Origin of the sequence: Gilliamella sp. B2887, assembly GCF_026537015.1 — a bacterium.
GTDB lineage: Bacteria > Pseudomonadota > Gammaproteobacteria > Enterobacterales > Orbaceae > Gilliamella.
Genome location: NZ_JAFNMX010000008.1, coordinates 26,433 through 41,702 on the forward strand (window position 1 = coordinate 26,433; position 15,270 = coordinate 41,702).

A 15,270-nucleotide genomic window follows, 5' to 3' on the forward strand; every position below is an offset into this window, starting at 1 on the left:
AGTAAACTCGTTGATTAAATGGAATTATATACCCATTTGTTTTTCTCGAAGTTCAGCTAAGGTTTTACAATCAATGCATAAATCAGCCGTTGGTCGCGCTTCTAAACGACGAATACCAATTTCAACGCCACAAGATTCACAATAACCAAAATCATCTATTTCGATTTTCTTCAATGTTTTTTCAATTTTCTTAATGAGTCGACGTTCTCTATCACGGGCGCGTAACTCAAGACTGAATTCCTCTTCTTGAGTTGCTCTATCAGCCGGATCTGGAAAATTTGCAGCTTCATCTTGCATGTGAGAAACAGTTTTACCCATTTCACCTTGTAATTGTGAAAGCCATGCTTCTAAGATAAGTTTAAAATGTTTCAATTGGTTAGGATTCATATACTCCTCACCTTTTGCCTCTTTATAAGGCTCAAGTCCTGCAATTGAAAGCAGGCTAAGAGAAGAGGTATTTACTTTTTGTTCCTTTTTCAAAACAATCCCCTTATGTACAGATTATTTGCAGGCGGTAAACTATAGCAATAATTTAGCCTTTGGCAAATTTTTTTTAATTTTTTTTTGCGTTAAGTAAGAGAAAAATAAAACAACTCCATGTTATTAAACAAAATAATTAATTATTCCACTTTATTAAGCCATTGAGTGGACATTTAACCACTAACTCATGCAGTTTATCGTTGTCAGGTAAAATTAAATCCGGCGCGATATCAAACAGTGGATAAAGAACAAATTCTCTACTTTTCATATGATAATGAGGAATCGTTAATCGCTCACTATCAATAATTAAATTATCATACAGTAGAATATCCAAATCCAAGGTTCTTGCTCCCCAGCGATTGTCTTTGCGAATACGCCCTTGGGATTTCTCAATTGCTTGCAGTTCATCGAGCAAAGCTATTGGTGACAAATCTGTGGACATTTTAATCACAGCATTTAGATAATCATTTTGGTCTTTAGGGCCTAACGGTTTACTACGGTAAAATGGTGAAATAGCTAAAATATGAGTAGCAGATAACTGTTTTAATGCGGTAATAGCTCGATTGGCTTGTGCAAATGGATCGTCCAAATTGCTACCTAATGCGATATAACAAATTGACATAATGGATTTAATTTTTTGTCGTGTTAAAAGTAAATGTTGCTCACATTATTTTAGCATATAAATTAAAAGTAAAAAAATGGATATTCAAAGTCTAAGGGTTATGACTAAAAGTTATTAAATTATAACCAGACAATCTTTAACTTATAATTTTTTATACGTTATGGTAACCAGGTTCAGTTTGTTATGTAACGATTTTTTTGAGATGAAAAATGAATTTAGGCCAACAATTAAGTTTTTTAATAGCAAATACTCCCATAATTAACGATCCTAGGACAATTGAATGCGCAATCAATGGTGTGGTTGATTATTTTGCTAGTAGTTTACAAGCTCGTCATGAAGTCGATATCCATCGATTGCTTAATTGGATTGATGATGAAGGGGGTAAAGCCAAAGCTTGGTTGCTAGGACAAAAAAAATTAGCGACAGCCCGTCAAGCGGCATTATTTAATGGTTTTCAAGCGCATTGTTTAGATTATGATGATGTCCATTCTGATATCCGTGGACATCCTTCCGCCGTTATTTTATCAGCACTATTTGCTAGTATACAATTAGATGAGATTCAATCTCCTATTGATGGTAAGCGTTTTTTGACCGCTTATGTTATTGGTATTGAAGTTATGGCGAGACTAGGTAAAAGCGTTAATCCAAAGCATTATGAAAAAGGATGGCATGCAACTCTCACCTTAGGTGGTATCGCTGCCACAGCTGCTATTTGTTACCTTTATAATGAACCTTTTTTGCGGCAAGCTTTGACATTGTCGGCGACTCAAGCATCAGGTATCCGTCTAGTGATGGGTACCCCCATTAAGTTTTTGCATGCAGGGTTAGCCGCTCAGCATGCGATACAATCTGTTCAATGGTTACGCAGTGGAATCACTGCAGAGAAGGACTTTTTAGACGAAAAACTAGGATTTTTAGCTGTTTATGGGCAGGGTAATGATAATTTTGATTTAAGTCAGTGGGGAATCGTTTGGAGAATAGAACACCCTGGGCTATGGTTTAAAACCTATTGTTTTTGTTCTGCCGCAGCTTATATTGCTGATGCTGGTCAGTTACTTTATCAACACCTACAATTTAATGTTCACCATATTAGCCATATTACCCTATTTTTTTCACCAGTAAACAGTGATGCCGCATTAATCTATAATAATCCTGTAATAGCTGAGCAGGGGCGGTTTTCAGCTGAATATATTTTAGCGTTAACTCTATTAGGTATCCCGCTTAATTTTGAGCAATTTAGATCCAATCCTATTCCAGGACAGATTCGAATACTGATGCAAAAAATGCAGCGTAGTTATCAAATCAACCTTGCCCCCCATGCTGACGCCTATAACGGTCGATATGTTGTAATTGAAATTGAGCTAGATACAGGAGAAAAAATTAGTCAACGTATTGATGTTCCAAAAGGATCACCTAGAAATCCTTATAGCCAAATGGAGATGTTATTAAAACTAACAGATGCAATCAAAGACCAACAAAAAGCAAAAAGTTTATTAGCTGATATCAAAAATTTAGCCTCAGGTTTAACGATTAACCAATTTATAGCACAGTATGTTTTAACATTGTAAAATGAAAATGCTAAAGTAAGTTTTATTGACTTATCTTGATTAAATTTCAAAATCAATTTTATCAGTAATTTGGCATAAAAAGCGTTGAGTCAGTTCATTTTGTGGATTATCGATAATTGATTTTGCTGGACCTTCTTCAACAATTACACCATTTGCCATAAAGATGATGCGATCGGCAACATATTTAGCAAACTCCATTTCGTGCGTGACAATGATCATCGTAATATGTTCTTTAGCTAACTGTAACATCACTTGCAGAACCTCGTGGACTCGTTCAGGGTCGAGTGCCGATGTAGGTTCATCAAATAATAGTACTTTGGGTCTTACTGCCAATGCTCTAGCAATAGCGACTCGTTGTTGTTGACCGCCCGATAAGGTGATTGGATATTGATTCGCATAAGGCAACATACCCACTCGCTTAAGTAAAGATAGCCCATGTTGTTTGGCGTTATCTTTATCGATTTTTTGCCCAATGATTAATGGATAAGTAATATTTTCTAATGCGGTTTTATTTTTAAATAAATTATAGTGTTGAAAAACCATGGACGATTGTTTGCGCAAGCTTATCTCTTCTTTATTGCGATAATGTTTACTATTTAGCGCAACCTCACCTATTTTGATTGTCCCCGTATTCGGTTTTTCCAGTAAATTCAAACAACGCAACAAGGTCGATTTACCTGAACCCGAAGGACCAATAATGGCTACTACTTCACCTTGTTTAATATTTAAATTAATATCTTTTAAAACCTCATTATCGGCAAAGCGTTTAGATAAATGTGAAACAGAAATCATTACCTTTCTCCTTAACGATGATAGGGTTTACTGAGCTTGCTCTCAATCTTTTTTTGTATCCAAGAATAGACAACAACAGTAAACCAATAAACAATACCGACAGCTAAGTAAGTTTCAAAATAAAGGAAAGAATTAGCCGTTAACATTTTTCCTGCTGCTAATAATTCTTGTACGCCAACAAAAAAAGCCACCGATGAGTCTTTAAGTAATGAAATAAACATATTGCCTGTATTGGGTAGGGCATTAACCAGTGCTTGTGGCAGTATAATGCCACGGTAAACTTGAAAGTTACTAAGACCTGAGGTTAAACCAGCTTCTTTTTGTCCTTGATCAACTGATGCCAAGCCCGCACGAAATATTTCGGCTAAATAAGCTGAATATTTTAAACTAAAGCAAATAATTGCTGCTGTCGTTGCACCAATCTGCTTTAATATCGGAAAAATTTGTGGTAAACCATAGTAAATAATAAACAATAATACAACAGAAGGAATACCACGAAATAATGAAATAAATAGCGCAAAGATAGCATCAATCATGATCATTTTATGATTACGTAATAATGCAATTGCTAACCCAAAAACAATGGCAAATATGATCGATACGATAGCAATAAAGAGTGTGACTGGCAGATAAGGTAAAATCTGTGGGAACACACTAAAAAAATAAGTTACATTAAAATTCATGAGGTAATATCTTCACCAAAATATTTAATTGCAATGTTTTGCAATGTGCCATTAGCACGCAGTTTTTCTATAGCCTGATTAAATTTTTCACGTAGTGCTTGGCCTTTTTCATTTTTACTAAATGGAAACGCTACCTGTTCAATAGTGATGGGCTTACCGACTAATTTAAACGGTAAGTTTTTGCGTTTGATTTCGGCAAGTAATATAGGTTTTGAATTGATATATCCATCAACACGCTGATATTCAGTATCATACATAGCACCATCTCGTGTTTCATAGGTTTTTATTATAATGTCATTTTTAGGGAAAGCGTGTTTTAGATTATTGATATGATTAGAGCCAAGCACTCCGGCAATAATTTTACCTTTAAAATCATATAGTTGATTTATATTTTTATTGTTTTTATGAGTAACGATTTGACTGCCATAAAAGCTGTAAATAGAGGAAAAATCATATTTAGCTTCACGCTCTGGGGTAATTGCAACGGCATTGGCAATGGTATCTAAACGCCCTGAATCAAATTGTCCCATTAAACCGCCAAATTCTGCAATAATCCACTCAATTTTATAACCGAGCTCTTTTGCGATAGCTTCAGTGACCTCAACATCAAATCCTACTAATTTATCATTTTGTTTATAACCATTGGGATAACTTTGCCCAGTGGAACCTACTTTTAGAACATTTTGTTCAGTTGTTGGCTTGCTCGATTGATTATCGCAACTGACTAACGCTAAACAAGTGAATATTGCAGTAGATAATAATGTTATCATTTTATTCATTTTTTATAATTCCTATTTTTCCATTCGGTATAGCTATGTTGATTAAAGATTTTTTCGAAATAAATAGTCGTATGATCCACCGTTAAATCAGCTTGACCAATTGGACGAAAGCCTTTTTTAATATACATTTGTACCAACCAAGGGTGATTTTGTGCTGTACCTAAAGTGACCGCGGGTAGTTTTAATTGATTAATTAGGATTTGTTGTTCTACCCAATCCCATAATTGGTTGCCATAACCTTTCCCTTTATATTTGGGATCGGTAGCAAACCAACCTAGATGCGGTAATCCATAAGGTCCTGGGTTATTTCCCCATGGGAAGCGGATACTTAAGGTTGAAACTAGTTCACCTCCTTTTTCAGACAGATAAACTGCATTGCATTCCATATGATGGGTAATTTGCTCATAATTCACTGAGGCCGCGGCAAAATGAATCCCTAAATTGGTTGCCATTTGATACGCATTGTGTAATAAAGTCTGATATGCGGAAATATCAGACTGATTAATCAAGCGGAAGTTCATACTAGTACTCCACTTTGCTCAGCATAATTGATAACTTGCTGCACTTTTTCTGGTGCCGTGCCCAGATAATTAATTGGTTCAAGCCAGCTATCAAGTTCTGCTAAAGTAAACTCTTTATTCAGTAATGGATCATCTAACAACACCTCTTTGAACGCTCTATTTTGTTCAAAGGCTTGCATAGCACAGTTATACACCAGATGATGGGCAGTTTGTTTTCCTAAACGCTTACCAATTTCAAACATGACTTTTTCGGATAACAAAAGCCCATTTTGCATTAACAAATTTGCTAACATGCGATCGCTATTCACTTTCAAACCTTTAAAAATAGTGAATGCGCTTTGCAATTGAGCAGAGATATATAAATTGATTTCGGGTAAGGCAATCCATTCTGCCCGCCAACTCATGGCATCACGCTCATGTTCAACTTTCATCGATTCGTGGATTAACGCCACACTTTTTAATAGAGGGGCGGTTAAGCTCGCTAAACCTTCTAAGGCTGCTGGATTACGTTTATGAGGCATAGTTGTTGAACCAATTTTACCTTCTGAAAACGGTTCTTCGACTTCGTTTATTTCAGTACGCATTAAGTTATAAAACTCATTGCCAATTTTGCCTAGTGTACCACTAATTAAGGCAATGACTGAGGCATATTCCGAAAAACGGTCGCGGGCTGATTGCCAACCGATATTTGGGGTATTAAGACCAAGACTCGATAATGCACGAGCTTCAATTAGAGGACCTAATTTCCCTATTGATGCATAAGTGCAAACAGCGCCGCTGATGTTTCCAACTAACACTCGTTGTTTTATTTCAGTTAAACGTTGTAAATGACGTACAAACTCATCCAACCAAACCGCTAATTTAAAGCCAAAAGTGGTCGGTAGCGCTTGCATACCGTGAGTGCGCCCAACCATAGGAAGATATTGATATTGCTTAGCTAATCGTTTAAGTTCAATGGCAATAAGTTTCGTGTCACGTTCAACAATGGCAAAAGATTGCTTTAATTGTAAGACAGTTGCCGTATCAACGATATCTTGAGTGGTTGCTCCATAATGAATAAATTGGCCCGCTTCGCCCACCTGTTTTTGTAGTGCGTTAATGGTTGACATTAATGAGTGTTTAGCTTTTGCTGCTTCGTTTGCAATTTGCTGTAAAGATAATTTTGATGCATCTGCTTTTTTTATAATCTCACTAGCTACATCAGCGGGGATCACGCCTAATTGACCTTCGGCTTTTGCTAAGGCGACTTCTACATCGACTTGCTTTTCTAAACGATTTTGCTCTGACCAAATCGCCCGCATTTCACTGGTGCTAAAATTATTTCCCAAAATTAAAAAATCTAAAACGTGTGATGCCACCAAATTGCCCCCAATTATTTTCTATATTCTACTGTTCAATTATTAATAATTAATGGATTAGCGTCTAATAATCAGTTTGTATATTGATATAACTAAAAGGAATAAAAATAGAGAATGAAAGATACAGTGGTTTATTCAAAATCACTTAGAGATAAAATTGTTTTTATTTTGATGGATTACTGCAATTTTAGTGGATTAGAATTTTTATTATTTCTCGCAATGACTAAGGAAATTGTATCATTTCCTTAGTTTGCCTATGATATTTTAAATTTTTATTCAAGGAATTAATAGGTTTTAGAGTACTTCAACAATTGATTCACAAAGTCTGGACATATTATCAATAGTCATTCCTGCAATATTGATCCTTCCTGAATTAACAATATAAATGCCATAATCATTACGTAACTTTATAACTTGCTCTTCACTTAAGCCACTAAATGAGAACATTCCATTTTGCTTAGCTATAAAGCTAAAGTCTTGATTTGCACCTTTATCTTGTAACGTTTTAACAAATAATTGTCGCATACGATGAATACGTTGACGCATGTTGGTTAATTCATCAATCCACTCTTCTTTTAACTCGTCATTGTTTAAAATATAAGAGACAATTTTAGCTCCATGAGCTGGAGGATTTGAATAATTCGCACGGATAATAGTTTTAACTTGACTAAAAGCACGCTCAGCAATTTCGGCATTCGCAGCGATTAATGTAAATGCTCCCACGCGCTCATTATATAGTCCAAAGTTTTTTGAATAAGAACTCGCAATAAGCAATTCTGGTTGATGATTAGCAAATAATCTCAATCCATACACATCTTCTTCAACACCTTCTCCAAAACCTTGGTAAGCTAAATCAAATAGAGGTAACCAGCCATTTTTTAGTGCTAGATCTGAAATTGCTTGCCATTGTTCTGGTGTAGGATCGATACCCGTAGGGTTATGACAACAACCATGGAATAGTACTGCTTCACTGGTAGTGACTTGACTTAAACTACTCATCATGGCATCAAAATCAAGACTATGTGTCTGAGGATTGTAATAGTCGTATTCCCTTACTTCAAGACCAGCTGTTTGAAATACACTCCGGTGATTAGGCCAAGATGGATTACTTATCCAAATGCGTTTTACTTTAGTACGGCGAGATAGAAAATCAGCCATTATACGTAGGGCACCAGTTCCTCCTGGCGCTTGGGCTGTTCTTGCACGTTCATTTTTATGACCAAAAAGTAACGTTTGTGTCGCTTCGTTAAATGGACTCGCGCCAACAATTGGTAAATAACTTTTAGTAGTTTCGTCAGTTAATAATGAATGCTCCGCCTTCTTTACACTTTCTAAAATAGGTGTTCTGGTGGTTTCGTCCTTGTAAACACCAACACTTAAATTAATCTTATTGGTGCGTTCATCTTTATTATAAAGATCTGCTAGCCCTAAAATGGGATCGGCTGACGCTGCTGTTAAATATTCAAACATAATTCACCTATCTAATCTAATGACTTTTAAAGCATTATATACACATTCGTTTATAAGTTACAATTTCGAAAATATTTACTTTTACGGATCAATATCATTACTGACTTATTGCTCGAGTTATCGATTAATAATTGTTATTTAATTAATAACAATGAGTTTATTTAAAAAAGTAGTTAAATTTTGGCTTAGTGTAATTAACTCTCCAGTAATCAAATCTTCTTTTACAACCTCTCCGGTTAAATTGTTTAAGGAAATTATTTCAGTATCTTCATCTGTCGCAGCTATAAAAATGGTTGGAACGCGTTTTAATTTTTTTTGTTGAGATAAATGGGCTATTAAATTTCTTTCTAAGTTTGAAAAATCATCATCATTCCAAGTTTGAATTAAAGTTAAGTTTGTGTCAGCTAATTTAGCTGCCATATTGCCAGCATATTGTGTGCCATAAAAAATGTGTGAACAGGGATGTAAGGTGATACCTACAACTTCTTCAACAATGGAGAGATCTCTTGGTGGTTGTAAGATAAATGGTCGCCAAAATACAGTGAGTTGTTGAGTTTTTAAAATACAAGGTGAGGGTATGGAATGCAATTCTTCACTTTGTGGTGCGTAATCAAACTGATTCAACCAACGAGTAGTAAATTCAATGAGTGTTTTTTTATCCGATAAGTCCATAAATCGTTCTTGTCTCTTGTTAATTGTTTTTATTCGTAATTATTATACTGATTAAGAACAACGTTGCACGATGTAATTTGTTGCTTATTTTTAATTAAGTGAAATGAGCTTTAAGACGAAAAATTGTAAAAAAAGTTTCAGGTTTACATGATGTTTCCGTATAAAGTACTCATACTAAAAAGTAAGATTTTCTTTTTTGGTTGAACAAGATTTATAAGAAATACAAAATATTGATAACTATTTATAAAATAGCAATTTTAATTTACTTGCTATCCTTTGCTGAAACGTTAAAATAAGAAAGGATTTTTTTATCCTTGTAATGCAGCAATGGCGTTAGACATTACAACTTTTTTAAAAGTAAAATAGCGTAAGTAGGATTATTATAATTAAATAATATGTTTATTTTGAACAATCAGATAACGATTTAATTTGGTAGCCAAAGTCAAAAAAAACTTTAGTTTATAAGTTAACCATAGAAATAATATCGAAGAGTTATATATTTAGGGATGGTTCACAAAGTGTATGAAACTTTTGAACATTAATAATACCTAAATTTTAAAAAGATATTGTATGAATAATATCGGTTTCACATAAAATAATAACAAAAATAGCACAAATAAAATAATGAATACCATATTTGAATATTTAGTTAACAACCATTATTTATCATTGTTAAATAAACGCTTATTATTAATAATAATATTCTACCTATAATTAATTAAGATTAATAAAGAGTGTAGAATAATGAAAAGAATGCTAATCAACGCAACCCAGCAAGAGGAGTTGCGCGTTGCGCTCGTTGATGGACAACGCTTGTATGATTTAGATATTGAAAGTCTTGGGCATGAGCAAAAAAAGGCTAATATTTATAAAGGCAAAATCACTAAAATAAATCCAAGTTTAGAAGCTGCTTTTGTTTCTTATGGTGGTGAACGTGATGGATTTTTACCATTAAAAGAGATTGCTGAAAGTTATTTCCCTACCAATATTTCGGGTCGTCGTAGTATTAAGCACTTACAAGAAGGACAAGAAGTTCTAATCCAAATTGAAAAAGAGATTCGTGGTAAAAAAGGTGCAGCATTAACGACTTATATTAGCCTTGCAGGTAGCTATTTAGTATTGATGCCTAATGATCCCCGAGCTGGTGGTGTTTCGCGCCGTATTGAAGGTGAAGATCGAGCTGATTTAAGACGCATTATTGATGCGATTGAAAAGCCAAGAGGAATGGGGGTTATTGCTCGTACTGCTGGTGTGGGTAAGAGTCAAGAAGAGTTACAACAAGATTTAAATGCTTTAGTGAATTATTGGACAGCAATTCAAAATGAAGCCAAAAACTATCCAGCCCCAAGTTTAATTCATAAAGAAAGTGATATTATTACCCGTGCATTTCGTGATTATTTACGTGATGATGTAGGGGACATTTTAATTGATAATCCTAAAGTAATGGAAGTGGCTAAAAAACGATTGGTTGATTTAGGTCGTGTTGAATATGTTAACCGCTTAAAACTTTATGAAGGTGATGTTCCATTATTCAATCATTTCCAGATTGAAGGACAAATCGAGTCAGCATTCCAACGCGAAGTTCGCTTACCATCTGGTGGTTCAATCGTTATTGATACGACTGAGGCATTAACCGCTATTGATATTAACTCTGCTAAGTCAATTCGCGGTAGTGATATTGAAGAAACTGCATTTAATACAAATCTTGAAGCAGCTGAAGAAATCGCTCGTCAATTACGTTTACGCGATTTAGGTGGTTTGATTGTTATTGATTTTATCGATATGACACCGATTCGCAACCAGCGTGAAGTTGAAAACCGGTTAAAAGAAGCGATGAAAACTGACCGTGCTCGTATTCAAACTACGCGAATATCTCGTTTTGGTTTGCTTGAGATGTCACGTCAACGCTTAAGTCCTTCATTACGTGAAGCAACACATCATATTTGTCCTCGTTGTCAAGGTACAGGTACCGTCCGTGATAACAATTCATTGTCTCTTTCTATTCTCCGTTTAATTCAAGAAGAAGCAATGAAAGATAACACAGTTCAAATTGATGTGATTGTTCCTGTGCCAATTGCGAGTTATTTACTCAATGAAAAACGTCGAGCGATTACAAATATTGAAAAAATGCATCCTGATGTCAAAATTGTCATTGCCGGGGATGAAGAGATGGAAACGCCTCTTTATAAAGTTATTCGTAAACGTACTGGTGAAGAGACAGATGTACTAAGTTATAATCTACCTAAACTGATTCGTGAGCTTGAAGAAGAGGAAGATGATCAGACAGCAGACATTATTGTAGAACAAGCTATATTATCAGGACCTAAAGTTGAAGCTTGTGCAACACCAAAAGTCAAAGCTGAGCCAAAAATTGAGAAATTGGTCAATTTGTTCAATAATATGCTAGGTAAAGTATGTAAATTATTTGCTGCTGAAAAACCTAAACCAGAACCAGAAGTTAAACAACCATCACCAAAACGACGTGATAATCAACGTTCTAATAATCGACGCCAGCGTAATAATCGTAGTAATAATGCTGTTAATAACATTATTGCTATGGTAACACCGGCAACAGAAAGTCGAGCAAAAGAAACACCAAATAGAAATAGTGGACGTCGCACAAGACAAAGTAATAATGCAAATGCATCAAATACAATAAATACAATAAATACAACTGCTAAAGTAGATAAAACGGTTAATGAAGTTACAACTATTAAGCCAAAAGAACCTAAACCACGACGTCAACAGCGCACTTTAAACAAAAGTGTTCGAGTCAAAAATAGTGAGATGATCGATCAGGCTGTCGGTGAAAAAGTTATTATTCCAACTTTACTGTTACCAATTCTTGTCGCAGAATCAGTGGAGAATAAAGTTACTGAAACTCAACCAAAGCGCCAACGTCGAACATCCAGACATTTGCGTATGAATGGTCAGCGTAATAAGCGACGTTTAAAAAATACTGAACAAAAACAGTCACCAATGCCATTGGCATTTGCAGCTTCATCATTAGAACTGGCATTAGGTCGAGTATTTATCGATTATAGTCAATTGAAGCAGGAGGAACCAAAAGTGACAATACCGTTAATTCCGTCACTTTTGATCCCTATTGTTGTTAAGGATAATGAAGTTGTAGTGACAAATAATATGAAAGATAATACAGATATAACGTTAGATATTGCTCCTGTTAATCAAATAGATATTAATATACAACTTGATTCTAATGAAGTTGAACAAAGTAATGACAGTGATAAATCAGTGAATGAAAATGAACAAACAACAGGGCATTCTTCGGCTGTAATGACTAAAGCATCAGCACCAGAGTATGAAGTATCGAATAAAACTATAAGGTCACGTGAAGAGTCAGACTATCATTTTGATGGTAAAGGTAATGCGGGTGGTTTGAGCGCACAAGATCATGCTTATGCAGCTGCTAGCAAACCATTAATATCAGAAGATTAATCCTTTAAATAGTTTAAAACACGGTAATAAATAGTTGTTACCGTGTTTTATTTACTTATAACAGCGATAAAGATAAACATGATTATCTATATTTTCAAAAAAATAGTAACGTTTTTATTTATTATCTGCGTATTAACTCAGATTAGTTTCTGTTTAGTCTATTTTGCTCCACATTCAATACTTAACTCTAATAATTTGAGTTTTGTTGATGCATATAGTGCTTTTTTTAAGCAATTACTACAAGGTCAATTTAGATTATTATCAGGTGAAACCGTATCATTTTTTCACACTTTATTAGCGACTTTCGAACTTTGTATACTAGCTTTAGTGGTTGCTCTAGTCATTGGACTGCCATTGGGAATTTTTCTTGGTTTGAGTAATATTAATTGGCTTAATAATACTATTCGCTTAGGATCTTTATTTCTGTATTCTTGTCCTAAAGTTATGTTTGTTGTTATTGTGATGCATTGGTTATCGCCTACTTGGTCGATATCAATGAATTTTGATGTGTCGCCGTCAGTAACGGGCACATCGTTACTCGAAATTCTTGTTGCATCAAAAACAATGAAATTACAAGCACTTCTTGTACATCTGCATCATTTGCTTTTGCCTATTATTATTTTAGCCATTCAACCAAGTATTATGACAATACAATTAGTGAGTCAATCGGTAAAAAGTACCTCACGTCAAAACTATATTAAAATAGCGATTATTCGTGAACGATCCCCATTTAAAATTTTACGCCGTCATTTGTTACCTAATTCTATTCCTGCAACGATTCCACAGTTAACATACAATACGACAACACTGCTGTTTTCGACAATGGTAATAGAAATTTTATTTAATCGTGTTGGTCTAGGGCAATGGGTGATGATTGCTTATCACCATCATAATTATTCCATTATAGCTATTGCAATTTTGGCATGTGGTACGGTCATTAGTCTATTAACATTATTAGGTGAAATTTCTTCTGTTGCTATTTATCCATTACGTCATAAGGTAAATTATGTCTAGGGTAACTAAACTAGTAAATGCTATTGTATCTTGCTTTAATAAGCTACACAGTAATGTTTATTTAATTATTAGCTTTTATGGTATTTTAGCAATTGCATTTGTAGCATTATCGACTAAATGGTTTTTTCATGCTCATTTAAATTCTATTTATCCGGCTTCATTACCACCAGCTTGGTGGGCGAATGGTGATTTAAATCATATTTTAGGTACTAATGCCAAAGGACAAGATATTTTTGATTATTTACTGATCGGATATCGCTCGACCATATCCATGACATTAAAAGCCGTATTTTATGTCATTATTTTTGGTGGGATAATTAATTATTTGATGTTCTTTATATCTTTTTTGCGTCCGCTAATTCTATTTATTTTTAAGTTTTGTATGGTTGTGCCACCGCTACTAGGCGTCATTGCAATTAGTATGATATTAGAAGATGATATTACCAACATATTATTAGTGATTGGATTATCTTATACACCACGCTTTATCTATAATATTCATCAACAAGCGATTAATGAATGGCATAAAACTTACATTACAGCTTACCGATTGGATGGGTTATCACCGTTATCAATTTTTAATCACTACATTTTACCTAATATTTTACCCATGTATTTGACCGAAATTGCCTCATTATTTGGTTCGATCATTTTGGCCATTACTACCATAACTTTTCTAGGTTTTGCAAATGACGTTTCACGTCCCGATTTAGGTATGATGATGTTCAAAATGAAAGATATTATCGGTACTAATTATTTAGCTTTTCTATCGCCAGGATTGGCTGTAGTTGTTACTATAACTTTGGTCTATTTATTCAATTTTGGATTATATGGCCGACGAGCAGGGCATTAATTATGGCTTTGTTAGATATTCGAAATTTAACCATAGAATTTATTACGCCTGATGGTTTGTTACGAGCAATCGATCGTGTAAACTTAAAGCTATCTGAAGGTGAAATTCGTGGTTTAGTTGGAGAGTCAGGTTCAGGAAAAAGTCTTATTGCTAAAGCCATTTTAGGGGTGACTAATCATAATTGGAAGATTTCGGCTGATCGCTTTCATTTTGATGATATTGATCTATTAAAACTTTCTCCTAAACAGCGTCGAAAAGTGATTAGTGATAATGTATCTATGATATTTCAAGAACCGCAATCATGTTTAGATCCTTCAATGAAAATAGGTCAACAGTTAATAAATGCTATTCCAAGAAGAACATTTAAAGGGCATTGGTGGCAAAGATTATTTTGGCGCAAACATCGTGCCATTGAATTGTTGCATCGGGTGGGAATTAAAGACCATAAAGAAATATTAAAATCTTATCCATTTGAATTGACTGAAGGAGAGTGCCAGAAAGTAATGATTGCTATTGCACTGGCTAATCGACCCAAATTATTAATTGCAGATGAACCCACTAATTCAATGGAGGCAACAACCGAATCACAAATATTTAGGCTTCTTGCGAGTATGAATCAAAATATTGGAACCACAATTCTTCTTATCAGTCATGATTTACAAATGGTGACACGATGGACTGATCGTATTAGTGTATTGTATTGTGGCCAAACGGTGGAAGTTGCTGATAGTGAAGATTTAATTAAATCCCCTTATCATCCTTATACTCAAGCTTTGATTTATGCTATTCCTGATTTTGGAAAAGCGATGCCCCATAAAAGCCCACTCAATACTTTACCCGGAGTTATTCCATCTCTTGAGCATTTACCGATAGGTTGCCGGTTAGGACCCCGTTGTCCTTATGCTCAAAAGAAGTGTATCGAAGCACCTGAGTTAAGACCGATAAAAGATCACTCAGTAGCTTGCCATTTTCCGTTAAATACTGATGAGTAGTGGTCAA

14 protein-coding genes are annotated in these 15,270 nt (G+C 34.7%); 5 read left to right on the forward strand and 9 right to left on the reverse strand.

Annotation, left to right across the window (positions count from 1 at the left end):
• Window positions 1-24: 24 nt before the first annotated feature.
• Complete coding sequence (dksA, locus tag J3U13_RS07540; protein ID WP_267341202.1) at window positions 25-480, reverse strand: RNA polymerase-binding protein DksA; 456 nt, start codon at window positions 478-480, stop codon at window positions 25-27.
• Window positions 481-616: 136 nt separating this feature from the next.
• A complete protein-coding gene (gene folK, locus J3U13_RS07545; protein WP_267341203.1) occupies window positions 617-1,102 on the reverse strand; it encodes a 2-amino-4-hydroxy-6-hydroxymethyldihydropteridine diphosphokinase in 486 nt (161 codons plus the stop codon).
• A 209-nt stretch (window positions 1,103-1,311) separates the two neighbouring features.
• Here folK and J3U13_RS07550 point away from each other — a divergent pair, with 209 nt between their 5' ends.
• Complete coding sequence (locus J3U13_RS07550; RefSeq protein ID WP_267341204.1) at window positions 1,312-2,670, forward strand: MmgE/PrpD family protein; 1,359 nt, start codon at window positions 1,312-1,314, stop codon at window positions 2,668-2,670.
• A gap of 39 nt (window positions 2,671-2,709) precedes the next feature.
• Here the strand turns inward: J3U13_RS07550 and J3U13_RS07555 are convergent, their stop codons facing one another.
• The 7 genes from J3U13_RS07555 to syd form a co-directional block, all read right to left on the reverse strand.
• Window positions 2,710-3,462 (reverse strand): amino acid ABC transporter ATP-binding protein, encoded by a 753-nt coding sequence (locus J3U13_RS07555; RefSeq protein ID WP_267341206.1) that lies wholly within the window; start codon window positions 3,460-3,462, stop codon window positions 2,710-2,712.
• Between the two features lie 11 nt (window positions 3,463-3,473).
• Entirely contained in the window at window positions 3,474-4,145 is a 672-nt protein-coding gene (locus J3U13_RS07560) for an amino acid ABC transporter permease (protein ID WP_267341208.1), read from the reverse strand.
• Entirely contained in the window at window positions 4,142-4,924 is a 783-nt protein-coding gene (locus tag J3U13_RS07565) for an amino acid ABC transporter substrate-binding protein (protein ID WP_267341209.1), read from the reverse strand. Before J3U13_RS07565 ends, J3U13_RS07560 begins: the two co-directional genes overlap by 4 nt.
• Window positions 4,921-5,445, reverse strand: a complete 525-nt coding sequence (locus J3U13_RS07570) for a GNAT family N-acetyltransferase (RefSeq protein WP_267341211.1) — start codon at window positions 5,443-5,445, stop codon at window positions 4,921-4,923. The genes J3U13_RS07565 and J3U13_RS07570 overlap by 4 nt, the downstream gene beginning before the upstream one ends.
• Window positions 5,442-6,803 (reverse strand): adenylosuccinate lyase, encoded by a 1,362-nt coding sequence (gene purB / locus J3U13_RS07575; RefSeq protein WP_267341212.1) that lies wholly within the window; start codon window positions 6,801-6,803, stop codon window positions 5,442-5,444. Before purB ends, J3U13_RS07570 begins: the two co-directional genes overlap by 4 nt.
• A 294-nt stretch (window positions 6,804-7,097) precedes the next feature.
• Window positions 7,098-8,273, reverse strand: coding sequence for an aromatic amino acid transaminase (locus tag J3U13_RS07580; protein WP_267341214.1), 1,176 nt, complete (start codon window positions 8,271-8,273; stop codon window positions 7,098-7,100).
• A gap of 138 nt (window positions 8,274-8,411) precedes the next feature.
• Window positions 8,412-8,945, reverse strand: a complete 534-nt coding sequence (gene syd, locus J3U13_RS07585) for a SecY-interacting protein (RefSeq protein ID WP_267341216.1) — start codon at window positions 8,943-8,945, stop codon at window positions 8,412-8,414.
• Between the two features lie 744 nt (window positions 8,946-9,689).
• Here syd and rne point away from each other — a divergent pair.
• The 4 genes from rne to sapD all read left to right on the forward strand — a co-directional run bounded on the left by rne (window position 9,690) and on the right by sapD (window position 15,263).
• Window positions 9,690-12,404 carry a ribonuclease E gene (gene rne / locus J3U13_RS07590; protein ID WP_267341217.1) on the forward strand — a complete coding sequence of 905 codons (2,715 nt, stop codon included), beginning with the start codon at window positions 9,690-9,692 and terminating at the stop codon, window positions 12,402-12,404.
• A 78-nt stretch (window positions 12,405-12,482) separates the two neighbouring features.
• Window positions 12,483-13,418: an ABC transporter permease subunit gene (locus J3U13_RS07595; RefSeq protein ID WP_267341218.1), complete on the forward strand. Its 936-nt coding sequence runs from the start codon at window positions 12,483-12,485 to the stop codon at window positions 13,416-13,418.
• Window positions 13,411-14,271, forward strand: a complete 861-nt coding sequence (locus J3U13_RS07600; RefSeq protein WP_267341219.1) for an ABC transporter permease subunit — start codon at window positions 13,411-13,413, stop codon at window positions 14,269-14,271. The genes J3U13_RS07595 and J3U13_RS07600 overlap by 8 nt, the downstream gene beginning before the upstream one ends.
• A gap of 2 nt (window positions 14,272-14,273) precedes the next feature.
• Window positions 14,274-15,263, forward strand: coding sequence for a putrescine export ABC transporter ATP-binding protein SapD (gene sapD / locus J3U13_RS07605; protein WP_267341220.1), 990 nt, complete (start codon window positions 14,274-14,276; stop codon window positions 15,261-15,263).
• Window positions 15,264-15,270 lie beyond the last annotated feature (7 nt).